Source organism: Kluyvera georgiana ATCC 51603, from assembly GCF_001654985.1.
Classification (GTDB): domain Bacteria; phylum Pseudomonadota; class Gammaproteobacteria; order Enterobacterales; family Enterobacteriaceae; genus Kluyvera; species Kluyvera georgiana.
Window position 1 is genome coordinate 39,374 of sequence record NZ_LXEU01000068.1, and the last position, 26,159, is coordinate 65,532.

22 protein-coding genes are annotated in these 26,159 nt (G+C 56.3%); 15 read left to right on the plus strand and 7 right to left on the minus strand.

The window, feature by feature from the left end; genetic code table 11:
• Nucleotides 1-9: 9 nt before the first annotated feature.
• The 5 genes from ileS to rihC all read left to right on the plus strand — a co-directional run bounded on the left by ileS (nucleotide 10) and on the right by rihC (nucleotide 5,868).
• Nucleotides 10-2,859 (plus strand): isoleucine--tRNA ligase, encoded by a 2,850-nt coding sequence (gene ileS / locus M989_RS17205; protein WP_064547276.1) that lies wholly within the window; start codon nucleotides 10-12, stop codon nucleotides 2,857-2,859.
• Nucleotides 2,859-3,347, plus strand: coding sequence for a signal peptidase II (gene lspA, locus M989_RS17210; protein WP_064547278.1), 489 nt, complete (start codon nucleotides 2,859-2,861; stop codon nucleotides 3,345-3,347). The genes ileS and lspA overlap by 1 nt, the downstream gene beginning before the upstream one ends.
• A gap of 138 nt (nucleotides 3,348-3,485) precedes the next feature.
• Entirely contained in the window at nucleotides 3,486-3,935 is a 450-nt protein-coding gene (gene fkpB, locus M989_RS17215; RefSeq protein ID WP_064547280.1) for an FKBP-type peptidyl-prolyl cis-trans isomerase, read from the plus strand.
• Between the two features lies 1 nt (nucleotide 3,936).
• A complete protein-coding gene (ispH, locus tag M989_RS17220) occupies nucleotides 3,937-4,887 on the plus strand; it encodes a 4-hydroxy-3-methylbut-2-enyl diphosphate reductase (RefSeq protein ID WP_064547283.1) in 951 nt (316 codons plus the stop codon).
• Between the two features lie 66 nt (nucleotides 4,888-4,953).
• Entirely contained in the window at nucleotides 4,954-5,868 is a 915-nt protein-coding gene (rihC, locus tag M989_RS17225) for a ribonucleoside hydrolase RihC (protein ID WP_064547285.1), read from the plus strand.
• On the opposite strand, the gene M989_RS17230 is transcribed toward rihC, so the two are convergent.
• Nucleotides 5,869-6,777: a LysR family transcriptional regulator gene (locus M989_RS17230; RefSeq protein WP_064547287.1), complete on the minus strand. Its 909-nt coding sequence runs from the start codon at nucleotides 6,775-6,777 to the stop codon at nucleotides 5,869-5,871. It abuts the gene before it with no gap.
• Between the two features lie 92 nt (nucleotides 6,778-6,869).
• On the opposite strand from M989_RS17230, the gene M989_RS17235 reads away from it, so the two are divergent.
• Nucleotides 6,870-7,502 carry an alanyl-tRNA editing protein gene (locus M989_RS17235; RefSeq protein ID WP_064547289.1) on the plus strand — a complete coding sequence of 211 codons (633 nt, stop codon included), beginning with the start codon at nucleotides 6,870-6,872 and terminating at the stop codon, nucleotides 7,500-7,502.
• Here the strand turns inward: M989_RS17235 and citB are convergent.
• The 6 genes from citB to citS form a co-directional block, all read right to left on the minus strand.
• Complete coding sequence (gene citB, locus M989_RS17240; RefSeq protein ID WP_064547291.1) at nucleotides 7,497-8,192, minus strand: citrate response regulator transcription factor CitB; 696 nt, start codon at nucleotides 8,190-8,192, stop codon at nucleotides 7,497-7,499. The two genes, M989_RS17235 and citB, sit on opposite strands and share 6 nt — an antisense overlap.
• Complete coding sequence (gene citA / locus M989_RS17245) at nucleotides 8,185-9,813, minus strand: citrate sensor histidine kinase CitA (protein ID WP_064547325.1); 1,629 nt, start codon at nucleotides 9,811-9,813, stop codon at nucleotides 8,185-8,187. The genes citB and citA overlap by 8 nt, the downstream gene beginning before the upstream one ends.
• A 134-nt stretch (nucleotides 9,814-9,947) precedes the next feature.
• Nucleotides 9,948-11,249, minus strand: a complete 1,302-nt coding sequence (locus M989_RS17250; RefSeq protein ID WP_064547293.1) for an oxalacetate decarboxylase subunit beta — start codon at nucleotides 11,247-11,249, stop codon at nucleotides 9,948-9,950.
• A gap of 12 nt (nucleotides 11,250-11,261) precedes the next feature.
• The gene (gene oadA, locus M989_RS17255) at nucleotides 11,262-13,022 is read right to left on the minus strand and encodes a sodium-extruding oxaloacetate decarboxylase subunit alpha (RefSeq protein ID WP_064547295.1); all 1,761 of its coding nucleotides are present in this window, start codon (nucleotides 13,020-13,022) and stop codon (nucleotides 11,262-11,264) included.
• Between the two features lie 15 nt (nucleotides 13,023-13,037).
• On the minus strand, nucleotides 13,038-13,277 hold the full coding sequence (locus M989_RS17260) for an oxaloacetate decarboxylase subunit gamma (protein WP_064547297.1): 240 nt from the start codon (nucleotides 13,275-13,277) through the stop codon (nucleotides 13,038-13,040).
• Between the two features lie 158 nt (nucleotides 13,278-13,435).
• Nucleotides 13,436-14,776 (minus strand): citrate/sodium symporter CitS, encoded by a 1,341-nt coding sequence (gene citS, locus M989_RS17265; RefSeq protein ID WP_064547299.1) that lies wholly within the window; start codon nucleotides 14,774-14,776, stop codon nucleotides 13,436-13,438.
• Nucleotides 14,777-15,026: 250 nt separating this feature from the next.
• On the opposite strand from citS, the gene citC reads away from it, so the two are divergent.
• From citC to carB, 9 genes are all read left to right on the plus strand, one after another.
• Entirely contained in the window at nucleotides 15,027-16,058 is a 1,032-nt protein-coding gene (gene citC / locus M989_RS17270; RefSeq protein WP_064547301.1) for a [citrate (pro-3S)-lyase] ligase, read from the plus strand.
• 29 nt (nucleotides 16,059-16,087) lie between these two features.
• Nucleotides 16,088-16,381, plus strand: a complete 294-nt coding sequence (citD, locus tag M989_RS17275; protein ID WP_064547303.1) for a citrate lyase acyl carrier protein — start codon at nucleotides 16,088-16,090, stop codon at nucleotides 16,379-16,381.
• The gene (gene citE, locus M989_RS17280) at nucleotides 16,378-17,247 is read left to right on the plus strand and encodes a citrate (pro-3S)-lyase subunit beta (protein WP_064547304.1); all 870 of its coding nucleotides are present in this window, start codon (nucleotides 16,378-16,380) and stop codon (nucleotides 17,245-17,247) included. Before citD ends, citE begins: the two co-directional genes overlap by 4 nt.
• Before the next feature lie 10 nt (nucleotides 17,248-17,257).
• Nucleotides 17,258-18,778: a citrate lyase subunit alpha gene (gene citF, locus M989_RS17285; protein WP_064547306.1), complete on the plus strand. Its 1,521-nt coding sequence runs from the start codon at nucleotides 17,258-17,260 to the stop codon at nucleotides 18,776-18,778.
• Nucleotides 18,778-19,329 carry a citrate lyase holo-[acyl-carrier protein] synthase gene (citX, locus tag M989_RS17290; protein ID WP_064547308.1) on the plus strand — a complete coding sequence of 184 codons (552 nt, stop codon included), beginning with the start codon at nucleotides 18,778-18,780 and terminating at the stop codon, nucleotides 19,327-19,329. The genes citF and citX overlap by 1 nt, the downstream gene beginning before the upstream one ends.
• Nucleotides 19,307-20,215, plus strand: coding sequence for a triphosphoribosyl-dephospho-CoA synthase CitG (citG, locus tag M989_RS17295; RefSeq protein WP_064547310.1), 909 nt, complete (start codon nucleotides 19,307-19,309; stop codon nucleotides 20,213-20,215). Before citX ends, citG begins: the two co-directional genes overlap by 23 nt.
• A gap of 179 nt (nucleotides 20,216-20,394) precedes the next feature.
• Nucleotides 20,395-21,216 carry a 4-hydroxy-tetrahydrodipicolinate reductase gene (dapB, locus tag M989_RS17300; protein WP_064547312.1) on the plus strand — a complete coding sequence of 274 codons (822 nt, stop codon included), beginning with the start codon at nucleotides 20,395-20,397 and terminating at the stop codon, nucleotides 21,214-21,216.
• Nucleotides 21,217-21,672: 456 nt separating this feature from the next.
• Nucleotides 21,673-22,821 (plus strand): glutamine-hydrolyzing carbamoyl-phosphate synthase small subunit, encoded by a 1,149-nt coding sequence (gene carA, locus M989_RS17305; RefSeq protein ID WP_064547314.1) that lies wholly within the window; start codon nucleotides 21,673-21,675, stop codon nucleotides 22,819-22,821.
• A gap of 18 nt (nucleotides 22,822-22,839) precedes the next feature.
• The gene (gene carB, locus M989_RS17310) at nucleotides 22,840-26,064 is read left to right on the plus strand and encodes a carbamoyl-phosphate synthase large subunit (protein WP_064547316.1); all 3,225 of its coding nucleotides are present in this window, start codon (nucleotides 22,840-22,842) and stop codon (nucleotides 26,062-26,064) included.
• Nucleotides 26,065-26,159 lie beyond the last annotated feature (95 nt).

Sequence of the window (26,159 nt, forward strand, 5' to 3'; positions counted from 1 at the left end):
GATAATCTGATGAGTGACTATAAATCTACCCTGAATTTGCCGGAAACAGGGTTCCCGATGCGCGGCGATCTCGCCAAGCGTGAACCGGGGATGCTGGCGCGTTGGACCGATGATGACCTGTACGGCATCATTCGTGCAGCCAAAAAAGGCAAAAAAACCTTCATTCTGCATGATGGCCCTCCATATGCGAATGGCAGCATTCATATTGGTCACTCGGTTAACAAGATTCTGAAAGACATTATCGTGAAGTCCAAAGGGCTTTCCGGTTACGACTCGCCGTACGTCCCGGGCTGGGACTGCCATGGCCTGCCGATCGAGCTGAAGGTAGAGCAGGAATACGGTAAGCCGGGTGAGAAATTCACCGCGGCAGAATTCCGCGCCAAGTGCCGCGAATACGCCGCGACTCAGGTTGACGGCCAGCGTACCGACTTTATCCGTCTGGGCGTGCTGGGCGACTGGCAGAAGCCGTACCTGACCATGGACTTCAAAACCGAAGCCAACATCATTCGCGCGCTGGGTAAAATCGTCGCTAACGGCCACCTGCACAAAGGCGCGAAGCCGGTGCACTGGTGTGTTGACTGCCGTTCCGCGCTGGCGGAGGCGGAAGTTGAGTATTACGACAAAACCTCCCCGTCTATCGACGTCGCGTTCCACGCCGCCGATCGGGACGCGGTAAAAGCGAAATTTGGCGCGGCCAACGTGACCGGCCCTATCTCGCTGGTTATCTGGACCACCACGCCGTGGACCCTGCCGGCTAACCGCGCCATTTCTCTGGCGCCGGACTTCGATTATGCGCTGGTGCAGATCGACGGCCAGGCGGTGATTCTGGCGAGCGACCTGGTTGAAAGCGTGATGAAACGCATTGGCGCCGCTGACTACACCATCCTCGGTACCGTCAAAGGCGCTGAGCTGGAGCTGCTGCGCTTTACCCACCCGTTCATGGGCTTTGATGTGCCGGCTATCCTCGGCGATCACGTCACCCTGGATGCGGGTACCGGCGCGGTGCATACCGCCGGTGGCCACGGCCCGGACGACTACGTGATCAGCCAGAAATACGGCCTGGAAATCGCGAACCCGGTTGGCCCGGACGGCGCATACCTGGCGGGTACCTATCCGGAGCTGGACGGTGTGAACGTCTTTAAAGCCAACGACAAAATCGTTGCGCTGCTGACGGAAAAAGGCGCGCTGCTGCACGTCGAAAAAATGCAGCACAGCTATCCGTGCTGCTGGCGTCATAAGTCGCCGATCATCTTCCGTGCGACTCCGCAGTGGTTCGTCAGCATGGACCAGAAAGGCCTGCGCATTCAGTCTCTCAAAGAGATCGACCGCATTGAGCAGGAAGGCCTGGCGAAAGAAGATCTGAGCGGCTGGATCCCGGCATGGGGTAAAGCACGTATCGAATCCATGGTGGCAAACCGTCCTGACTGGTGTATCTCCCGTCAGCGTACCTGGGGCGTGCCGATGGCGCTGTTCGTGCATAAAGACACCGAAGAGCTGCACCCGCGCACCACCGAACTGATGGAAGCGGTGGCCAAGTACGTTGAGAAAGACGGCATTCAGGCGTGGTGGGATCTCGATCCGCGTGAAATCCTCGGCGACGACGCAGACAACTACGTCAAAGTGCCGGATACGCTGGACGTGTGGTTCGACTCCGGTTCAACCAGCTACTCCGTTGTTGATGCCCGTCCGGAATTCGGCGGCCACGCAGCGGATATGTACCTGGAAGGCTCCGACCAGCACCGCGGCTGGTTCATGTCCTCGCTGATGATCAGCGTCGCCATGAAAGGTAAAGCGCCATACCGTCAGGTATTGACCCACGGCTTCACCGTCGATGGTCAGGGCCGTAAGATGTCCAAATCTATCGGTAACACCGTTTCTCCGCAGGACGTGATGAACAAACTGGGCGCGGATATCCTGCGTCTGTGGGTGGCATCCACCGACTACACCGGCGAAATGGCGGTGTCTGACGAAATCCTGAAACGTGCTGCCGACAGCTATCGTCGTATCCGTAACACCGCGCGCTTCCTGCTGGCGAACCTAAACGGGTTCGATCCGAAGAAAGACATGGTGAAGCCGGAAGAGATGGTTGTGCTGGATCGCTGGGCCGTCGCCTGTGCGCAGGCCGCTCAGGAAGATATCGTGAAAGCGTACGCTTCCTACGATTTCCACGAAGTGGTACAGCGTCTGATGCGCTTCTGCTCCGTTGAAATGGGTTCTTTCTATCTCGACATCATCAAAGACCGCCAGTACACCGCAAAAGCGGACAGCGTGGCGCGTCGCAGCTGCCAGACTGCGCTGTACCACATTGCAGAAGCGTTGGTTCGTTGGATGGCGCCGATCATGTCTTTCACCGCCGATGAAATCTGGGGCTACCTGCCGGGTGACCGCGAGAAATATGTCTTCACCGGTGAATGGTACGAAGGGCTGTTCGGCCTGGACAATGCCGAAGAGATGAACGACGACTTCTGGGAAGAGCTGCTGAAAGTTCGTGGCGAAGTGAACAAGGTTATCGAACAGGCGCGTGCTGACAAGAAAGTTGGTGGTTCCCTCGAAGCGGCAGTGACCCTGTACGCGGATGCGGAGCTGGCAGCCAAACTGACGGCGCTGGGTGACGAATTACGATTTGTCCTGTTGACCTCCGGGGCGACCGTTGCCGATTATGCAGCGGCGACCGCTGACGCTCAGCAGAGTGAACTGCTGAAAGGTCTGAAAGTCGCGCTGAATAAAGCCGAAGGTGAGAAGTGCCCGCGCTGCTGGCACTATACTCAGGATATCGGCAAGGTGGCGGAGCACGCAGATATCTGCGGACGCTGTGTGAGCAACGTGGCCGGTGACGGCGAAAAACGTAAGTTTGCCTGATGAGTAAATCGATTTGTTCAACAGGGCTACGCTGGCTGTGGCTGGTGGTAGCCGTGCTGATTATCGATCTGGGCAGCAAGTACTTGATCCTCCAGAACTTTGCTCTGGGGGATACGGTGTCGCTGTTCCCGTCGCTTAATCTGCATTATGCGCGTAACTATGGCGCCGCGTTCAGCTTCCTGGCGGACAGCGGCGGCTGGCAGCGCTGGTTCTTCGCGGGTATCGCTATCGGTATTTGCGTGGCGCTGGCGGTACTGATGTACCGTTCCAAAGCTACGCAGAAGCTGAATAACATCGCCTATGCGCTGATCATCGGCGGCGCGCTGGGTAACCTGTTCGACCGTCTGTGGCACGGCTTTGTTGTCGACATGATCGATTTCTACGTCGGCGACTGGCACTTTGCCACCTTCAACCTGGCCGATACGGCAATTTGTATCGGCGCGGCGTTGATTGTGCTGGAAGGCTTCCTGCCGAAAAAGCAGGCGTAGCCTGGTGCCGGATGGCGCTGTACTTATCTGGCCTGGAGGGTAGGCCCGGTAAGCGCAGCGCCACCGGGCGCACGGACCACGCCGAACGTATAACAATAACCGTCATTTCAATGTCGTAAGATAGAAGGCTGTACCTGCATGTCTAACTCGATTCAAAGCAATAGCGCGGTGCTGGTGCACTTCACGCTGAAACTGGACGATGGCTCTACCGCAGAGTCGACCCGTAACAACGGCAAACCGGCGCTGTTTCGTCTGGGCGATGCCTCCCTGTCTGAAGGGCTGGAGCAGCATCTTCTCGGCCTGAAGGCCGGGGACAAAAAATCCTTCTCTCTGGAGCCGGATGCGGCGTTTGGTATCTCGACGCCCGACCTGATCCAGTATTTCTCCCGCCGCGAATTTATGGATGCGGGCGAGCCGGAAATCGGCGCGATCATGCTGTTCACCGCGATGGATGGCAGCGAAATGCCGGGCGTGATCCGCGAAATCAACGGTGATTCCATCACGGTTGATTTTAACCATCCGCTGGCGGGCCATACCGTTCATTTTGATATTGAAGTACTGGAAGTCGATCCGGTACTGGAGGCGTAACATGCAGATCCTGTTGGCCAACCCACGCGGCTTTTGTGCAGGCGTTGACCGCGCTATCAGCATCGTTGAAAATGCGCTCGCCATTTATGGCGCGCCAATCTACGTCCGTCACGAAGTGGTGCACAACCGCTACGTGGTGGACAGTCTGCGTGAACGCGGCGCGATTTTTATCGAGCAAATTAGCGAAGTGCCGGATGGCGCTATCCTTATCTTCTCCGCGCACGGGGTCTCTCAGGCCGTACGTAACGAAGCCAAAAGCCGCGATCTCACGGTTTTCGACGCGACCTGTCCATTAGTCACGAAAGTGCATATGGAAGTGGCGCGCGCCAGCCGTCGTGGTGAAGAATCCATTCTGATTGGCCACGCCGGTCACCCGGAAGTGGAAGGTACGATGGGTCAGTACAGCAACCCGAAAGGCGGCATGTACCTCGTCGAGTCACCGGAAGACGTGCTGAAGCTGACGGTCAAAGACGAGGGCAAATTGTCATTTATGACCCAGACCACGCTCTCGGTGGATGATACCTCCGACGTTATTGATGCCTTACGCCAGCGCTTCCCGAAAATCGTTGGTCCGCGCAAAGATGATATCTGCTACGCCACCACTAACCGCCAGGAAGCCGTGCGATCGCTCGCCCAGCAGGCCGACGTGGTGCTGGTGGTCGGCTCCAAAAACTCGTCCAACTCCAACCGTCTGGCCGAACTGGCGCAGCGGATGGGCAAAGCGGCCTATCTGATTGACGATGCGGCGGACATCCAGGAAGCCTGGGTGAAAGACGCCGCCTGCGTCGGCGTGACTGCCGGAGCTTCCGCGCCGGATATTCTGGTGCAGAACGTGATTGCCCGCCTGCAATCGTTGGGCGGCGGCGAAGCCATCACCCTTGAAGGCCGCGAAGAGAATATTGTTTTCGAAGTTCCGCGCGAGCTGCGTGTGGATGTTCGTGAAGTTGAATAAATTATTTCTCCCGCGAATGTGAAAAAATGCCAGGCTTAACGTCTGGCATTTTTTTAGGGAGAAATCATGCGTCTACCTATTTTTCTGGATACCGATCCCGGTATTGATGATGCGGCGGCGATTGCCGCTGCGCTCTTTGCCCCCGAGCTGGATCTTCAACTGATGACCACCGTTGCCGGCAACGTCTCGGTCGAAAAAACCACCCGTAACGGTTTACAGCTCCTGCATTTCTGGGACGTCGATGTGCCACTCGCACAGGGAGCCGCCGCGCCGCTGGTGCGTCCGCTACGTGACGCCGCCTCGGTTCACGGCGAGTCGGGCATGGAAGGCTATGATTTTGTCGAGCACAACCGCCAGCCGCTGGCGAAACCGGCCTTTCAGGCCATTCGCGATGCGCTGATGCACGCGCCGCAGCCGATCACGCTGGTGGCTATCGGCCCGCTGACGAATATTGCGCTGCTGCTGACGCAGTATCCCGAGTGTCGCTTCAACATTCGCCGTCTGGTGATCATGGGGGGCTCAGCCGGGCGCGGTAACTTTACCCCCAACGCCGAATTCAATATCGCCATCGACCCAGAAGCCGCGGCGCTGGTGTTCCGCAGCGGTCTGGAAATCGTGATGTGCGGGCTGGATGTGACCAATCAGGCCGTGCTGACGCCGGAGTATCTGTCTACGCTTCCCGCGCAGAATAAGACCGGCAGCATGCTTCACGCGCTGTTTAGCCACTATCGTAGCGGCAGTATGCAGAGCGGCCTGCGGATGCACGACCTCTGCGCCATTGCCTGGCTGGTCCGTCCGGACCTGTTTACGCTGCACGGCTGCTTTGTGGCGGTGGAAACCCAGGGGCAATACACCGCTGGCACCACGGTGGTGGATATTGAAGGGCGTCTGGGGCAGCCCGCCAACGCGCAGGTGGCGCTGGATCTTGATGTGGACGGTTTTCGTCAGTGGGTGGCGGAGGTCTTTGCCCGCGCGCCGTGATCAGGTGTTGTGTAGCGGTAGCTTCTCGCTGAGATAATCAATCATCGCCCGCATTCTGGCGGGCATATGTTGATTACGCGTCCACAGCAGCCACAGGTCGCCGCTGTAGTCGCTGATAAATTCCCATTCTGGCAGGACCTGGACGATCTCTCCGCTCGCAAGTGCCTCGCGGGCGGTAAAGAGCGGCAGGCTGCCGATGCCGAGGTTATTTTTCACCGCATCCAGACGCACACCGGTATGGTTGGCGGCGTAGCGGCCGCGAGTCTGAATGGTCTCCACACGCTCACCGCATCGAAACTTCCAGCGTGAATCCGCAGGGGTCTCGCCAAGGCTGATACAGCTATGATCGCGAAGCGCCTGTGGGTGCTCGGGCGTACCGTGATCGCGTAAGTACGCGGGGGTCGCGCATATCACATGGCTGACCGACATCAGCGGTTTCCCGTACAGGCCCGGCGAGGGCGACTGGCTGATGCGCAGCGCAAGGTCGACGCCATCGTCGATTAAATCCATGTAGCGGTCTTCCAGCCGAAGACAGACGTCCACCTGCGGGTAGCGTGCAAAGAATTCGGCCATCAGAGGATGAATGACAAACCGTCCCACCGCCTTGGGCACGCTGAGGGTCAGCTTACCCTGCGCGATGCTTTGTCGGCTGCTTCCCGAGTCGACGGCCATTTGCGCCGCATGCAGCATTTCCTGCGCGTGTGCATACACTATTTTGCCCGTTTCGCTGAGCGCCAGCTTGCGCGTCGTACGATGTAGCAGTTTGCTGCCCAGCGCCTTCTCGAGGCGTGAAGCGCTGCGGCTAATAGCGGAAGGCGTAGCGCCTGAGGCTTTGGCGGCGGCGGAGAAGCTCCCCTGGTCGATAATCAACACAAAGGTAGCAAGGTCGGGAAGAAGGTTAGGATTCATTTGTGCGTACCAGGCAAAGATGCATTGAACCAGCGCAGGATTATCGCCGTCAGTAAAGTGAATATACTCTTCCCATCAAGAGGAGAGCAATCATGACTGAACGTCTTTATTACACCTGCGATCGCACAGAAGGACAGGCTAACTTGCTGAGCTGCTCTGCTGAGCCGGATGGACGGTACGCGGTGGTGCTGGATAGAGCCCTTTTTCACCCGCAGGGCGGCGGACAGCCTGCGGATGCGGGCTGGATTGATAACGAGCCGGTTGAAACAGTGCTCGCGCGCGGTGACGATGTGCTGCATATCGTGGCAAAACCGCTCCTCCCCGGCGTCGTGAACCTGCGCGTGGATGCTGCACAGCGCCAACTGCACGCCCGCCTGCACTCGGCAGGGCACCTTATCGGCCTGGCGGGTACCGCGTTCGGCTGGCTTCCGGTGAAAGCACACCATTGGCCCAATGAAGGACGCATTACTTTCGCCGCTGGCGGAAACGGTACGCTGCCGGATGCGCCATCACTGCAGGCAAAAATCAGCGTTTGGCAGGCGGAAAATCTCGCCCGACAGGTAACGTTCGCCGACGGGCTGAGGCAGGTAGGGTTTGGCCATCTCCCGGCTTACCCGTGCGGAGGGACGCACGTTGCCCATCTCTCTGAGATTGGCGCGGTGACGATTACTCAGGTGAAGATGAAAAAGGGACAGATGATCGTTAACTATACGTTGTGCTCATAGCCCCGGAACCTTACCGCGATAGATACGCTCTGGCCTGCCGACTTTGCCATAGCTGATCTCCGCCTCCAGCTGTTCGTTCTTCACGCCTTGCTCCAGATAGCGCCTGGCGGTTGTCTTGCTGCTGCCGAGGATCCGCGCTAACGAGTCGGCGGTGTGTACCGTTTGGGGGTCGGTAAATATCTGCAATACGCGGTTGAACGTGTTTTCATCAATACCGCGTAGCCCTGAGGCAGGCTCTGCTATCTGTTCCTTGGCCTGAATATTAAAGAGCGCATCAACGTGGGTTTGATTAGCTTGCTCGCTGGAACGTAACGAGCCGCGATAGCGCGAAAAGCGTTCCAGCGTATGCTGTAATCGCTGGTAATGCACTGGTTTAATCAGGTAGTCAAACACGCCCAGACGTAATGCTTCGCTGATGGTATCCATATGGTTATCGGCGGTGAGAAATATAATCCGTCCGGCGTACTGTGTATTGATCGTATGCCGAATTAAATCAATGCCTTTACCGTCGGGAAGGAAATTATCCAGTAAGATCAACTCGGGTTGATACAGGCGAATCTGCTTTTTAGCGCTCTCCACTTTATCGGCCACACCAATGACCTGAAATTGCGGTGATTGCTTGATGGTATCCACCAGTATTTCCGCCAGCATCGGCTCATCTTCAATAATCAGCGTCGTAATGCTATCCATGATTTTCATCTCTGGTAAAGGGTAGGTAGAGGGTAAAAATGGTGCCGTAAGGGCTATTGTTATCAATAATAATGTTGCCATTCGCCTGCTCAACGTAGCTGCGAACTAACCATAAACCGATGCCGTGATCGCCGCTGTCGCGGCTGGTCACCCCGCGTTCAAAAATATGCTGGCGGATATCTTCATTGATGCCGATGCCTTGATCGGCGACTTCGATAATCACCTCACTGCCTTCGCTGTTAATAAGACATTCGATCTGGCGCGAGCCCGCGAGGTTGAGCAAGGTAGCGTTATAGGCATTATCCAGTAAGTTGCCAACAATGGAGATCCATTCGTTATGGGAGAGCGATAGCGGCAACTGCTCGACGTAGCAGGCGGGATCGAAAACCAGCTCGAGGCCCAACTCCTTCGCGCGATAATATTTGCCAATCAGTAAACCGGCGAGGTGATGGTCTTTAAAGTTGTGGGCAATAAAATCCAGCACCTTCTGGTGGCTTTCAGACTGCTGCTGAATCAGCGCCAGCGCGTTGTCATAACGTTTCAGGAACAGCAGCCCGGCGATGGTGGAAATCAGGTTACGGTGCTCGTGCTGTACGGCGCGCAGGTTATCGGCATATTGTTGAACCTGGCTTAGCTGTAGGCTCAGGGTATTAATATCGTCTTTGCTGCGAAAACTAATCACCCATCCCTGCGGTTGGCTGTCTAAGATCACGGCCATACGGCTGGCAATCACTTTGACGTCATTGAACGTCACAATCTCATCTTTTTTGTTCTTCTGCTGAACATCATAAAAAAAGGTCTCTGGCGTCACCACGCTATCTATTGCTTGCCCAATCAGCTCGGCCTCTGGCAGGCTGAGGTTAAGCATCCGCCGTGCCGTTTGGTTAATGGCGGTGATACGATGAGATGAGTCGATGGCGATAAGCCCCTCAAAAACGGATTCAAATAACACGCTTTGCTGGATGAGCAACTGTGAAAGCTGCTGTGGCTCCATATTCAGCATCTGTTTTTTAATGTGCAGAGAAAAGCGCCGGGCGCAGTAGAGCAGCAGGAGCAGTAAGACGGCCATGGGAAACAGAAATGATCCAATCTGGAGATTGAGCCAGTTTTCCAATTGATCGAGGGTATAGCCAACAGAAACGATGCCAATGACCCTGCCGGTTTGATCCTGAACAGGCGACTTGCCGCGCAGCGATGACCCTAAAGATCCCTGGCGAACAGAGACGTAGCTTTTTGCATTAAACAGCGCGTCATCGCTGTCTCCCCCCTCCATGTATTTGCCAATCTCATCGGGATTGACATGGTACAGACGTCGGCCTTTTTCGTCCCCGACCGTGATATAAGTGGCATCGGAGAATGATCTCATCGGGTCGATCAACGCCTTGATGCGTCTAAGATCGTTGTGCTGCACAGCCTCAACCAGTTCAGGCATCGCCGAGATCTGCATCGCCTGAATTAGCGCGCGCTGACCGACCTGATAGTGCAATCGATCTTTGGTGATGTTCGTGAGGTACCACGACATTGCCAGCATCACTACCGTGGAAGTAAATAAGATCAGTAGAAAGATGCGATTCTGAAAGGAGCATCGGGAAAACCACAGAGCAATTTTTCGGATAAACATAGGGAAGTGGATATATTTAAAAAAGAGATATTCCGACATTCGGGATGAGTGGTTCCTGAGCCAGTTCATATTTACTTTTTTTTCAGATTACATTGGGATGAAAATGGGATACGCCGCGCGTATCCCATGGTAAGTTACATCGCCAACACGTATTTCAGCATCACGCCCGCCGCGATCGCCGAGCCAATAACACCCGCCACGTTCGGGCCCATCGCGTGCATCAGCAGGAAGTTCTGCGGGTCTGATTCCAGGCCTACCTTGTTCGACACCCGCGCCGCCATCGGCACCGCCGACACGCCTGCGGAGCCAATCAGTGGGTTGATTTTGTGCTGACTGAACACGTTCATCAGCTTCGCCATCAGCACCCCGGCGGCGGTACCAATTCCGAACGCAATCACCCCCAGCAGCAGAATGCCCAGCGTCTGCGGCTGCAGGAACTTATCCGCCACCAGCTTGGCCCCCACCGACAGCCCGAGGAAAATGGTGACGATATTAATCAGCCCGTTCTGCACCGTGTCGCTCAGACGCTCCACCACGCCGCTTTCGCGCATCAGATTGCCGAAGCAGAACATCCCCAGCAGCGGCGCGGCGTCCGGCAGCAGCAGCGCCACCAGCATGAGCAGCACGACCGGGAAGAGGATTTTCTCCCGCTTGCTGACGGTACGTAGCTGCACCATGCGGATTTTGCGCTCTTTCTCCGTGGTCAGCAGCTTCATAATCGGCGGCTGAATCAGCGGCACCAGCGCCATGTAGGAGTAGGCCGCCACCGCGATGGCCCCCAGCAGTTCCGGGGCAAGCTTGCTGGATAGATAAATTGCCGTCGGGCCGTCCGCGCCGCCGATGATGCCGATTGCCGCCGCCTGCGCCAGGGTGAAGTGGATGACGCCGAAGTAGTTCAGCGTCAGCGCTCCCAGCACGGTGGCGAAGATGCCGAACTGCGCCGCCGCGCCGAGCAGCAGGGTGCGCGGGTTGGCCAGCAGCGGGCCGAAGTCGGTCATCGCGCCGACGCCCATAAAGATAACCAGCGGGGCCACGCCGGAGCCAATCGCCACTTTATAGAACAGCGCCAGCACCCCTGGCGTGTAGCCCATGTCCACCGCCAGATTTTCCATCTGGCCCTGCACCGACGGCAGCGCCAGCGCTAATGCTTCCTTAATGGCGTGCACGTCCGGCGCGCAGTTAAGCTTCGCGGCAATCACCGCCAGCTGTCCGGCGTCGTGATGCGCCAGCAGGCTCTCCAGCGCGGTCAGCGCCATGCCCGCTTCCGGGATGTTGGAGAGCAGGCCGCCAAAGCCAATCGGCAGCAACAACAACGGCTCGAACTTCTTCGCAATCGCCAGCCACAGCAGCAGCAGGCTGACCAGCAGCATAATGGCCTGGCCTGCGCCAAGGTGCATCAGCCCCATGCCCTGAAGCAGGGCGTTCAGACTTTCCATCGATTCCGTTCCTTACGCCAGCGTCATCAGGGTATCGCCCACGGAGACGGCGTCTCCGGACTTCACGGCGATACCGCGTACGGTTCCGGCCTGCGCGGCACGGATTTCGGTCTCCATCTTCATGGCTTCCAGAATCAGCAGCACGTCGCCTTCGGCCACCGTCTGGCCTTCTGTGGCGATAACTTTCCAGATGTTGCCCGCCAGCGGCGCGGTGACCGGGGTGCCTGCGCCTGCCGGGGCCGCAGTTGCCACCGGTGCTGGCGCGGTGGTGGCGACCTGGCTGATATCGCCGCCGTCACTGACCTTCACCACAAACGCCTTGCCTTCCACTTCCACGGTGTAGATGCCGGAGGTGGCCGGTTTTGCCGCCGGGGCCGGTTTCGCGCTTTCCACCTGCGGAACGGCCTCAAACGCCGCCGGGTTATGGCGGTTTTCGAGGAACTTCATCCCCGGCTGCGGGAACAGCGCCACGGTCAGCACGTCGTCAATGGCGTTGTCGGCCAGGCAGATGCCTTTCTCCTGTGCCTGACGGGTGATGTCGGCTTCCAGCGTAGCCAGCTCCGGCTTCAGTAAATCCGCCGGGCGGCAGGTTACGGGTTCAGCGCCTTCCAGCACCCGTGCCTGTAGCGCCGCGTTCACCGGGGCCGGCGTGCGGCCATATTCCCCTTTCAGAATGCCCGCCGTCTCTTTGGCGATGCTTTTGTAGCGCTCGCCGGTCAGCACGTTGAGTACCGCCTGGGTGCCGACAATTTGTGAGGTGGGGGTCACCAGCGGGATAAAGCCGAGGTCCTCGCGCACGCGGGGGATTTCCGCCAGCACCTGGTCGAGTTTGTCTGCCGCGTTCTGCTGCTTCAGCTGGCTTTCGAGGTTGGTGAGCATGCCGCCCGGCACCTGCGCCACCAGAATGCGGCTGTCGTAGCCTTTCAACTGGCCTTCAAAGGCGTGGTACTTTTTGCGCACCTCGCGGAAGTAGGCGGCGATGTTTTCCAGCTTCAGGATATCCAGCCCGGTGTCGTGTTCCGTGCCGGCGAGCGTCGCCACCAGCGCTTCAGTGGCCGGGTGGCCGTAGGTGGCGCTCATTGAGGAAATCGCCGTGTCAACGCCGTCGACGCCTGCTTCAATGGCTTTCAGCAGCGCCATCTCCGCCATCCCGGTGGTAGCGTGGCAGTGCAGGTGCAGGCGCACCTCAAAACGTTTTTTGATTTCGCTGACCAGCTCATACGCCGCCATCGGGGTGAGAATGCCGGACATATCTTTGATGGCAACCGAGTCGACGCCGGTCTCCAGCAACTGTTCGGTCAGGTCCAGCCAGGTCTGCAGCGTGTGCGCCGGGCTGGTGGTGTAGGAGAGCGTCCCCTGGGCGTGCGCGCCGTGGCTGCGCACTGCCTGCAGGGCGGCTTTCATATTGCGCGGGTCGTTCATGGCATCGAAGACGCGGAACACGTCCATGCCGTTTTTCACCGCGCGCTCAACGAAGCGTTCCACCACGTCATCGGCGTAGTGACGATACCCCAGCAGGTTCTGGCCGCGCAGCAGCATCTGCAGCGGGGTTTTCGGCATGGCTTTTTTGAGTTCGCGCAGGCGCAGCCACGGGTCTTCGCCGAGAAAACGGATACAGGCGTCAAAGGTGGCGCCGCCCCAGCACTCCAGTGACCCGTAGCCCACGTCATCAAGCGCGGCGGCAATCGGCAGCATGTCATCAAGGCGCAGACGGGTGGCGAACAGAGACTGGTGGGCGTCACGCAGGACGACGTCGGTAATGGCAATAGTCATGGATCCCTCCGGGAATTAAGCGTTAAGGCGGTGATGGTGAATGGCGGCGGCAATCACCGGCTTTAAGCGGGTGAAGTCGTCCACGACGGGAACGGCACGCGGCGCGGGTGCGGCGACGGGTTCCGGGAAGACGCGGGCAATCACGACAGACATGCCGCGAATGGCAAAGATCAGCAGGAACAGAAAGGCCAGTACGAACCCCATTCCTAAAAACATCAGGGTGAAACCTTCACCCAGTAATACAGCTTCATTCATGAATCATTTTCCATAATGAGAGGCACGACGGTGACCTTGACGACAACCTTCCTGGTGAATCCGGCTAAGGAGTAGAGTGGATTTCCCTTGGCCGCCCCCGGCTTTGGCCTCTACTTTTCTCCAGGTCGTTTGCGGCAAAGACACCGCCGTGCGTTTTTTTACACCATCATGCTGAACACGATGCTGGCGATAACCAGCACAATACCGCCGCCCAGACGAGAGGATATTTGTGCATAGGAGATAAGATTCATACGGTTACAGGCTGAAAGCACTTCCAGGTCACCGGAACCCCCGCGGTTAGCCATGCATAACCCCGCAGTAATGGCTGATTCAATCGGGAAAAAGCCAATCAGCCAGCCGCCTACCGCCGCGCCGACAACGGCACCGACCACGATAATGGCTGCGATGACGACGTTGGCAAATGTGAGCGCATCAATGATTTCCTGCAGGTCGGTATAGCAAACACCAACACCGACCATCAGCACCCACAGCAGCTGTTTGGAGAAGAAGTCGGAAAGACGTTTAGCGCCAGCTTTAATCTCTGGAGAGCACAGGCCTGAGGCGTTCAGCGCCGCGACGATAAGCACCATCCAGGCGAAATAGTGAATAGAGACGCCGCCAATGCTTGGCAGGATCTTTTTCGCCACAACGTAGGCCAGCAGGAAGCAGGTCGTGGATAACACCAACCCAATAGCCGTTTCACGGTGGGTGATTTGACCCGCTTTTTCATCGTCTTCAGTCTTGAACGAGGCTTTACGTACCAGTTCGCCTTCGCCGCTAAGCCAGGTGTATTTTTTACCGATAATGTCGAGTACGGCGGCAAAGATAATGGCAAAGATATTGGCGATGGTCAGAATAGCGATAGCGGTGGAGTAATACTCCTCACGAGAACGGCCGGTAACCGAGTGGTAAATTTCAGAGAGTGGTACTGCGCCGGCGCCGTTACCGCCGCCCATGATGGGCAGCACGTACAGCATCATGATGCGATCAACCGGAATACCGAAGCACAGGCCAATGGCGATGCCGAAAATGGCGGCGCCTGCGATTCCGGTCAGAATGGTTGGAATATAGCCGAGCAGCGATTTCAGCAATAGCTTACGGTTCACCGACAGGATTGCGCCGGTAATCAGCACCGCAATAAACAGGTTAAGGAAGTTGCTCTTATCCATTACGTTGCTAATCGCATCAATCTCTTTCTGTGTGAAAATACCTGCATAGACAAAGTAGGCTGCCACCAGAAATATCATCACCGGCGCCCCACCAATATATTTATTAAATATTGGCAGCCGTTTCCCTATTTCACCAAAAATGGCACCGATAATAAACATAATGGCGAAACCACCGACTAAGTCGTCGGGTAGTGCATTATAAAAATGGGAAAGTAACAGCGTAATTAAAGCAAACGCGTAAAGCGGTAGCGACATACCAAAGATTCTGAATCCCAGCAGGTCACGCACGCCCTTTTTCTCCGAGGCCGGAGCTTGGGTCATGTTAGTCATAAACATCATCCTGTTTATCGAGAGAGGTAACGCCGCGCATATTAATAAATTCAATTCCAGATGAGATGTGATTATCTTCACTGAATGGCAGTGTTTTTTATTAATTTAATTATTTTTATTGTCTTCTTTAATTAAAAACATAAAAACCATAAAGGTAATAAAACTAGCATGGGAAATGTGATTTCTATTCCAGACGAATAGCGTAAACGCTGGCGAAATATGCGGCGTTATTTGTTACGGACGCAGAATAATGAATCTAACGTTTAAGCGTATTTATCCGCAGCAGGACGAAACGCGCCGCCGGGCGGTGGCGCATTTTCTGAAACACGCCGGGCTCTCTCTGGAAGCCGATTGTGAAGTCGTCATTTGCGCCGAGTGGCAAAACGATATCGTAGGCTGCGGCGCTATCGCCGGCAACGTACTTAAATGCATCGCCGTCTCTTCCTCCTTACAGGGCGAGGGGTTGAGCCTGAAGCTGCTGACCGAACTGCTCACGCTGGCCTACGAACTCAACCGTAGCGAGCTGTTTTTGTTTACCAAACCTGAAAATAGCGTGTTGTTTTCTGGCGCGGGCTTTTGGCCCATCGCGCAGGCCGGTTCGCTGGCGGTACTGATGGAAAACAGCAGCGAGCGGCTAACTCGTTTTTGTCGTCAGCTGGCGCTCTATCGCCAGCCGGGAAAGACCGTTGGCGCTATCGTGATGAATGCCAACCCCTTTACGCTCGGCCATCGCTATCTGATTGAACAGGCGGCGGCGAGATGCGACTGGCTACACCTTTTTGTCGTGAAAGAAGACGCATCGCAGTTTCGCTACGCCGACCGCTGGGTATTGATCGAGCAGGGGATTGCTGGCATTGAGAATCTCACGCTGCACCCCGGTTCTGCCTATCTCATTTCACGGGCAACTTTCCCCGGTTACTTCCTCAAAGAAAAAGGGGCGGTCGATGATTGTCACAGCCAGATCGATCTACAGCTGTTTCGTGAACGCCTTGCACCCGCGCTGGGCATTACCCACCGCTTTGTCGGCGATGAACCGTTCTGCCCGCTGACGCGCGCTTATAACCAGCGGATGCACGAGATTTTGGGCGATCCGCACGGCAACGGCCCGGCGATTGAGGTGGTTGAGCTGGCACGTATGGCGCAAGGGGGCGCTCCTGTGTCTGCCTCGCGGGTCAGAAAACTCTACGCCGAACGCGACTGGCGAGCGGTCAGCGCGCTGGTGCCTGCCGGAACGCTGGCCTTTTTACAGCGGCTTGCCGCTGAACATACAGAAACCGCATGACGTAATACCGTTAACAAGGAACATAACCTATGGAAATCATTAAGGATGCCCTGGCCGGCACGCTGGAATCCAGTGATGTGATGGTCAGGATTGGCCCTTCCTCTGAGCCGGGTATCCGGCTGGAACTGGAGAGCCTCGTCAAGCAGCAGTTTGGCGCGGCCATTGAAAGCGTGGTGCGCGAAACGCTGGCGAAGCTGGGCGTCGAACGCGCGCTGGTTAGCGTCGATGACAAAGGCGCGCTGGAGTGTATTTTACGCGCCCGAGTGCAGGCGGCGGCGCTGCGCGCTGTAGAACAAGCGGAAATTCAATGGAGTGCGTTATGAGACTTCGTCGCAGTATGTTGTTTATCCCCGGCGCAAATGCGGCCATGTTGAGCACCTCGTTTGTCTACGGTGCGGACGCGGTGATGTTCGACTTAGAAGATGCCGTAGCGTTACGTGAGAAAGATACCGCCCGTCTTTTAGTCCATCACGCGCTTCAACATCCGTTCTATCAGGATGTTGAAAAAGTGGTGCGCATTAATCCACTGAACACGCCATTCGGTCTGGCCGATCTTGAGGCCGTCGTGCGTGGTGGCGTGGATATCGTGCGTCTACCGAAAACCGACAGCAAAAACGATGTGCTGGAGCTGGAAGCGCAGGTCGAACGGATCGAACGTGAATGTGGACGCGAGGTCGGCAGTACCAAGCTGATGGCGGCGATCGAATCAGCGAAAGGGGTGGTCAATGCCGTCGACATCGCCACCTCTACACCACGTCTGGTGGCGATTGCGCTGGCGGCATTTGATTACGTGATGGATATGGGCACCAGCCGGGGCGATGGCACCGAGCTGTTCTACGCTCGCTGCGCAGTGCTGCACGCGGCGCGCGTTGCGGGTATTGCCGCCTATGATGTCGTTTGGTCGGATATCAATAATGAAGAAGGCTTCCTGAAGGAAGTGCAGTTAGCGAAAGGGCTTGGTTTTAACGGTAAGTCCTTAGTGAATCCACGTCAGATTGAGCTGCTACATCAGGCTTATTCTCCAACACGTAAAGAAGTTGAGCATGCGTACGAGGTGATTGCCGCCGCTGAAGAGGCTGAGTCTCGCGGTCTGGGCGTCGTTTCACTCAACGGCAAAATGATTGACGGCCCGATTATCGACCACGCGCGCAAAGTGGTGGCGCTGTCGGCTTCCGGTATTCGTGATTAAGGAAGGAACCATGAAAGAGACTGTAACCATGCTCAACCAGCAATATGTCGTACCGGAAGGATTACAGCCCTACCAGGGGGTAACAGCGAACAGCCCGTGGCTTGCCAGCGAAACGGAAAAGCGTCGGCGTAAAATTTGTGACTCGCTTGAAGAGGCTATCCGTCGCTCCGGGCTTAAAAATGGTATGACGATCTCCTTCCACCATGCGTTTCGTGGTGGCGACAAAGTTGTCAATATGGTGATGGCGAAGCTGGCGGAAATGGGATTCCGCGATCTGACGCTTGCCTCCAGCTCATTAATTGATGCCCACTGGCCGCTTATCGAACACATTAAAAATGGCGTCGTGCGGCAGATTTACACCTCCGGGCTGCGCGGCAAGTTAGGGGAAGAGATCTCCGCAGGCCTGATGGAAAACCCGGTACTGATCCACTCTCACGGCGGCCGCGTAAAACTGATTCAGAGCGGTGAGCTGAATATTGATGTCGCTTTCCTCGGCGTGCCGTGCTGCGACGAATTTGGTAACGCTAACGGCTTTAGCGGCAAGTCACGCTGCGGCTCTTTGGGGTATGCGCAGGTTGACGCACAGTACGCGAAATGCGTGGTGCTCCTGACTGAAGAGTGGGTCGAATTCCCCAATTATCCGGCCAGTATCGCGCAGGATCAGGTTGATTTGATCGTGCAGGTGGATGAGGTAGGGGATCCGGAAAAAATCACCGCGGGCGCGATTCGTCTGTCCAGCAACCCACGTGAACTGTTGATCGCCCGCCAGGCGGCCAATGTGATCGAACACTCGGGCTATTTTTGTGACGGTTTCTCGCTGCAAACCGGCACCGGTGGCGCTTCTCTGGCGGTTAGTCGCTTCCTCGAAGACAAAATGCGTCGCCACAACATTACGGCGAGTTTTGGCCTGGGCGGGATCACCGGCACCATGGTGGATCTGCATGAGAAAGGGTTGATCAAAGCGCTGCTGGATACGCAATCATTCGATGGCGATGCAGCCCGTTCGCTGGCGCAGAATCCACATCATATTGAAATTTCGACCAATCAATACGCTAACCCCGGCTCTAAAGGCGCGGCATGCGAACGCCTGAATGTGGTGATGCTGAGCGCACTGGAAATTGACGTGAATTTCAACGTTAACGTGATGACCGGTTCAAACGGCGTACTGCGTGGCGCATCGGGCGGCCATAGCGATACGGCAGCAGGGGCCGATCTCACCATTATTACCGCACCGCTGGTCCGTGGCCGAATTCCGTGCGTGGTGGAAAAAGTGCTGACCACCGTCACGCCTGGGGCAAGCGTTGATGTGCTGGTTACCGACCATGGTATTGCGGTGAACCCTGCGCGTCAGGATCTGCTTGATAACCTGCGTGCTGCGGGTGTGGCGCTGATGACCATCGAACAACTGCAACAGCGCGCTGAGCAACTGACTGGTAAACCGCAGCCGATTGAGTTTACCGAGCGGGTGGTGGCTGTGGTGCGTTATCGCGACGGTTCAGTGATTGACGTTATTCGCCAGGTTAAAGGCTGATGAAGGGCACAGATCTGCTGTACCAGGGCCAGGCAGTTACGCTGGAGGAGATGCTACAAGCGCGCGATAAACGTGCCGCCAGGCAGCGTCAGGCGTTGAACTGCTATCGGCTACCGTTGATTTCCCTCACGCTGGTTGCTCCGGGCGCCGTTAAAAACTCGGCGGTCTGGCGGCGTGTCGCCGATTATGCAATTGCCGAAATACTGGCGCTTTGCGAACAGAAGGAGTGGGTCAACGTCTGGGAAATGCAGGTGAATGAACGCAGCGGCCCGGAATGGATGGCAGCGGTCTGTGCGCCGGCAATGGCGTTGAAACAGCACATGTCGACACTAGAGATGAGCCATCCGCTAGGGCGGCTTTGGGATATCGACATCATTGATAGCGACGGTAAGTCGCTATCACGCCGTGAACTCGGGCATCCTGCCCGGCCATGTTTGATATGCCAGCAGGATGCTCATCTCTGTGCCCGGGGCAAGCATCACACCCTTGACCTTTTGTTGGATGAAATTGCACGAAGGATTGAATGCTATGAGTATGAGCGTTGTGACTGAACGGCGTACGCCAGCGTACTCATCGCTGGCGGCTGGCGATCTTAACGGGTTGGTTGCAAGAGCGCTGCTGACGGAAGTCAGGCTGACACCAAAACCCGGTCTGGTCGATATTCGTAATTCGGGAGCGCATAGGGATATGGATCTGGCGGCATTTGAACGTAGCACTACCGCCATTGCGCCGTGGATGGAAAAGTTTTTTATCATGGGCAACAACACGGCTGCGGTGGCGGCAGAAAATGTCCTGGCGATGCTGCGTCCGCTGGGGATGGCCTGTGAGAACGATATGCTACAGGCCACCAATGGTGTGAATACCCATCGCGGGGCTATTTTCGCTTTTGGCCTGCTGAGCGCAGCGATTGGCCGACTTTTCGCGCGGGGAGAACCGTTGGAGCAAAATCGCATCTGCGACCAGGTTGCCCGCCTGAGTCGGAATATTGTTGCGCGCGAGCTCTCAGCAAAAAAAGCGGGAAAACTGACAAAGAGTGAAACCCATTTCCAGTGCTATGGCCTGTCGGGCGCGCGGGGAGAAGCGGAAAGCGGTTTTCGAACCGTCAGAACGCAGGCTTTGCCGGTGTTTAACCGGGTCGTGCAGGAGCATGACGATACCCATCTTGCCCTGCTGCAAACATTGCTGCATCTGATGGCCTGGAATGATGACAGCAACCTGGTGTCACGGGGAGGCCTGGAAGGGCTTTACTACGTGCAGCAGCAGGCACAAAAATTGTTGTGGCAAGGGGGGGTATTGGTTGAGGGAGGAATTGCAGCGATGCAGTCCTTCGATGATGAACTCATCCTGCGTAACTTAAGCCCCGGCGGTAGCGCGGATTTACTGGCAGTGACCTGGTTTTTAAGTCATTTTCCTGCCGGTTCCCTCTATCCTGAGTAAGTTTCTCTTCTTTCATTCTCTCCAGCAATGATTCATCCTGCGGGATGAATCATGTCTTTTACTGATATTCCCCTCTGTTTATCATTAAATTCTAATTATGGGCGTTTTCAGCTAGCGGCCTCCGGGCGCGCTGGTTACTCTGAAAACGGTTTACGCAATTTTTACAAAAGAGAATAGCTATGCATGAAGCACAAATCCGTGTCGCCATTGCCGGCGCCGGCGGGCGCATGGGACGGCAGTTAATTCAGGCCGCTGTGGCGATGGAAGGCGTTCAGCTCGGTGCTGCGCTGGAGCGTGAAGGCTCCTCTTTACTGGGCAGCGATGCCGGTGAGTTGGCTGGCGTGGGGAAAACCAACGTCATTGTCCAGAGTAGCCTTGAGGCGGTAAAAGATGATTTTGACGTCTTCATCGATTTTACCCGTCCGGAAGGCACGTTGACGCATCTGGCTTTTTGCCGTCAGCAGGGTAAAGGGATGGTGATTGGTACTACCGGCTTTGACGACGCCGGTAAACAGGCCATTCGCGAGGCGTCGCAAGAGATTGCGATCGTTTTCGCAGCAAACTTTAGCGTCGGCGTTAACGTCATGCTGAAGCTGCTGGAGAAAGCCGCGAAGGTGATGGGCGACTACACCGATATTGAAATTATTGAGGCGCACCACCGCCATAAAGTGGATGCTCCGTCAGGAACGGCGCTGGCAATGGGCGAGGCGATCGCTGGGGCGCTGGATAAAGATCTGAAGGACTGCGCGGTCTACTCGCGCGAAGGTTATACCGGTGAACGCGTGCCGGGCACGATTGGTTTTGCGACCGTACGTGCGGGCGACATTGTCGGCGAACACACTGCTATGTTTGCCGATATTGGCGAGCGCGTGGAGATAACGCATAAGGCTTCCAGCCGCATGACGTTTGCTAACGGTGCGGTAAGATCGGCATTGTGGCTTAAGACACAGCAAAGTGGTCTTTTTGATATGCGTGATGTGCTGAATTTGAATGAAATATAAGAATTTATTACCCATCGTGATGTGGTTATTGTAGTCATAATTACTTGATTACACAGGGCAATATTTTATTGCCCTTTATTTTATATGATCTTTGTCTTGTTTTATTTTAAAGCCATTAATTTTCTATGTTATGTGTCTTAAATGTGTTGGTTAAATGTAAATTTTGACCATCTGGTCTACTTTTTAAGGCGCTGCGTCATAGTTTTACACTCTTCCTGCTCCGCAAGCGTTTTCTCCCATGAGTTAGTTTGTCTTTTTGGTGCCTGGAGACGGCTTGTTTCACCAGTGGCGCAAAATAATAATAAAAATTGTCCTTTGAGGTAGACTTTTGCCGAGGCTGTCACTAGAATGCCGCCGTTTGCCAGAAATTCATCGGTAAGCAGATTTGCATTGATTTGTGCCTTTGTTATGAATTAATATGCAAATAAAGCGAGTAAATATTCTCTGGAGGGTGTTTTGATTAAGTCAGCGCTATTGGTTCTGGAAGACGGAACCCAGTTTTACGGTCGGGCCATAGGGGCAACAGGTTCGGCGGTTGGGGAAGTCGTTTTCAATACTTCAATGACCGGTTATCAAGAAATCCTCACTGATCCTTCCTATTCTCGCCAAATCGTCACTCTTACTTATCCTCATATTGGTAATGTCGGCACCAATTCCGCCGATGAAGAGTCCTCTCAGGTTCACGCTCAGGGTCTGGTTATTCGCGACCTGCCGCTGATTGCCAGCAACTACCGCAACACCGAAGACCTCTCTTCTTACCTCAAGCGCCATAACATCGTGGCGATTGCCGATATCGATACCCGTAAGCTGACGCGACTGCTGCGCGAGAAGGGCGCTCAGAACGGCTGCATCATTGCAGGCGATAATCTGGATGCTACGCTGGCCATAGAAAAAGCCAAAGCGTTCCCGGGCTTAAATGGGATGGACCTGGCAAAAGAAGTGACTACCGCTGAATCCTACAGCTGGACGCAGGGTAGCTGGACGCTGACAGGCGACCTGCCGGAAGCGAAGTCTGCAGAAGAGCTGCCGTTCCACGTGGTGGCCTACGATTTTGGCGCCAAGCGCAACATCCTGCGCATGCTGGTGGACTGCGGCTGCCGCCTGACGGTGGTACCGGCGAAAACCTCTGCGGAAGACGTTCTGAAGATGAATCCGGACGGTATCTTCCTGTCTAACGGCCCAGGTGACCCGGCCCCGTGCGACTACGCCATCGAAGCCATTGAGAAATTCCTCCAGACCGATATTCCGGTATTTGGCATCTGCCTCGGCCATCAGCTGCTGGCGCTGGCGAGCGGTGCGAAGACCATCAAGATGAAATTTGGTCACCACGGTGGTAACCACCCGGTGAAAGACATGGATAAGAATGTGGTGATGATCACCGCGCAGAACCACGGCTTTGCGGTTGATGAAGACTCGCTGCCAGCCAACCTGCGCGTAACCCATAAATCCCTGTTCGACGGTACCCTGCAAGGGATTCACCGTACCGATAAACCGGCGTTCAGCTTCCAGGGCCACCCGGAGGCGAGCCCAGGCCCGCATGATGCGGCGCCGCTGTTCGACCACTTTATCGAGCTTATTGAGCAATACCGTCAGTCCGCGAAATAATCAGGAGTAATAAAAGCCATGCCAAAACGTACAGACATAAAAAGTATCCTGATTCTGGGCGCGGGCCCGATTGTTATCGGTCAGGCGTGTGAGTTTGACTACTCCGGCGCCCAGGCGTGTAAAGCGCTGCGCGAAGAGGGTTACCGCGTTATTCTGGTGAACTCTAACCCGGCAACCATTATGACCGACCCGGAAATGGCCGATGCGACCTACATCGAGCCGATCAACTGGGAAGTGGTACGCAAAATCATCGAAAAAGAGCGTCCGGATGCGGTTCTGCCAACCATGGGCGGCCAGACCGCGCTGAACTGCGCGCTGGAGCTGGAGCGTCAGGGCGTGCTGGAAGAGTTCGGTGTAACCATGATTGGTGCGACCGCTGATGCGATTGATAAAGCAGAAGACCGCCGTCGTTTCGACGTGGCGATGAAGAAAATCGGCCTCGACACCGCGCGTTCCGGTATCGCGCACACCATGGAAGAAGCGCTGGCGGTTGCCGCTGATGTGGGCTTCCCGTGCATCATCCGTCCATCTTTCACCATGGGCGGCACCGGCGGCGGTATCGCCTACAACCGTGAAGAGTTTGAAGAAATCTGCGAACGCGGCCTGGACCTCTCGCCAACCAACGAGCTGCTGATTGATGAATCGCTGATCGGCTGGAAAGAGTACGAGATGGAAGTGGTGCGTGATAAGAACGACAACTGCATCATCGTCTGCTCTATCGAAAACTTCGATGCGATGGGCATTCACACCGGTGACTCGATCACTGTTGCTCCGGCGCAGACCCTGACCGACAAAGAATACCAAATCATGCGTAACGCCTCGATGGCGGTACTGCGTGAAATCGGCGTAGAAACCGGCGGTTCCAACGTTCAGTTCTCGGTGAACCCGAAAGATGGTCGCCTGATCGTTATCGAAATGAACCCGCGCGTCTCCCGCTCTTCGGCGCTGGCGTCCAAAGCCACCGGCTTCCCGATTGCCAAAGTGGCGGCCAAGCTGGCGGTGGGTTACACCCTCGACGAACTGATGAACGACATCACCGGTGGCCGTACTCCGGCCTCCTTCGAGCCGTCTATCGACTACGTTGTCACCAAGATTCCTCGCTTCAACTTCGAGAAATTCGCCGGTGCAAACGACCGTCTGACCACCCAGATGAAATCCGTCGGCGAAGTGATGGCGATTGGCCGCACGCAGCAGGAATCCCTGCAGAAAGCGCTGCGCGGCCTGGAAGTAGGCGCCACCGGTTTCGACCCGAAAGTGAGCCTCGACGACCCGGAAGCGCTGACCAAAATCCGCCGCGAGCTGAAAGACGCGGGCGCCGAGCGCATCTGGTATATCGCCGATGCCTTCCGCGCGGGCCTCTCCGTCGACGGCGTGTTCAACCTGACCAATATCGACCGCTGGTTCCTGGTACAGATTGAAGAGCTGGTACGTCTGGAAGAAAAAGTGGCGGAAGTGGGCATCAACGGCCTCGACGCTGACTTCCTGCGTCACCTGAAGCGCAAAGGCTTCGCCGATGCGCGTCTGGCAAAACTGGCGGGTGTGCGCGAAGCGGAAATCCGCAAGCTGCGCGACCAGTACAACCTGCACCCGGTTTACAAGCGCGTGGATACCTGCGCGGCGGAATTCGCCACCGATACCGCCTACATGTACTCCACCTATGAAGAAGAGTGCGAATCTAACCCATCCGTCGACCGCGACAAAATCATGGTCCTCGGCGGCGGCCCGAACCGTATCGGTCAGGGTATTGAATTTGACTACTGCTGCGTACACGCCTCGCTGGCGCTGCGCGAAGACGGTTACGAGACCATCATGGTCAACTGTAACCCGGAAACTGTCTCTACCGACTACGACACCTCCGACCGTCTGTACTTCGAGCCGGTCACGCTGGAAGACGTGCTGGAAATCGTGCGCATCGAGAAGCCGAAAGGCGTCATCGTGCAGTACGGCGGCCAGACCCCGCTGAAACTGGCGCGTGAACTGGAAGCCGCAGGCGTACCGGTTATCGGCACCAGCCCGGACGCCATCGACCGCGCGGAAGACCGTGAACGCTTCCAGCACGCGGTTGACCGTCTGAAGCTGAAACAGCCGGCGAACGCCACCGTCACCGCCATTGAACAAGCGGTTGAGAAGGCGAAAGAAATTGGCTACCCGCTGGTGGTGCGCCCCTCCTACGTACTGGGCGGCCGCGCGATGGAAATCGTCTATGACGAAGCCGACCTGCGTCGCTACTTCCAGACCGCGGTTAGCGTCTCCAACGACGCGCCGGTGCTGCTGGACCGCTTCCTCGACGATGCCATCGAAGTGGACGTTGACGCCATCTGCGACGGCGAAATGGTGCTGATTGGCGGCATCATGGAGCACATCGAGCAGGCGGGCGTACACTCCGGCGACTCCGCCTGTTCTCTGCCAGCCTACACGCTGAGCCAGGAAATTCAGGATGTGATGCGCCAGCAGGTGCAGAAGCTGGCCTTTGAGTTGCAGGTGCGCGGCCTGATGAACGTGCAGTTTGCGGTGAAAGACAACGAAGTCTACCTGATTGAAGTCAACCCACGTGCGGCGCGTACCGTACCGTTCGTCTCCAAAGCCACCGGCGTACCGCTGGCGAAAGTGGCGGCGCGCGTGATGGCCGGCAAATCGCTGACCGAGCAGGGCGTGACCAAAGAAATTATCCCGCCGTACTACTCGGTGAAAGAAGTGGTGCTGCCGTTCAACAAATTCCCGGGCGTTGACCCGCTGTTAGGGCCAGAAATGCGCTCCACCGGGGAAGTGATGGGCGTCGGTCGTACCTTCGCGGAAGCGTTCGCCAAGGCGCAGCTGGGCAGCAACTCCACGATGAAGAAACAGGGCCGTGCGCTGCTCTCGGTTCGCGAAGGTGACAAAGAGCGCGTGGTGGACCTGGCCGCTAAGCTGCTGAAACAGGGCTTCGAACTGGATGCCACCCACGGCACCGCGATTGTGCTGGGCGAAGCCGGTATCAACCCGCGTCTGGTGAACAAGGTGCATGAAGGTCGTCCGCACATTCAGGACCGTATCAAGAATGGCGAATATACCTACATTATCAACACCACCGCAGGTCGTCAGGCGATTGAAGACTCCAAGCTGATTCGCCGCAGCGCGCTGCAGTACAAAGTGCATTACGACACCACCCTGAACGGCGGTTTCGCAACGGCCATGGCGCTGAATGCAGATGCCAAAGAGAAAGTGACCTCTGTACAGGAAATGCACGCACAGATTAAAAAATAAGTGCGAGTAATACGCTAAAAACGCCGGGCATCTGCAACTGCCCGGCGTTTTTGTTTTTGTAGCCCGGCGGCGCTTCGCTTGGACGGGCTACGGTT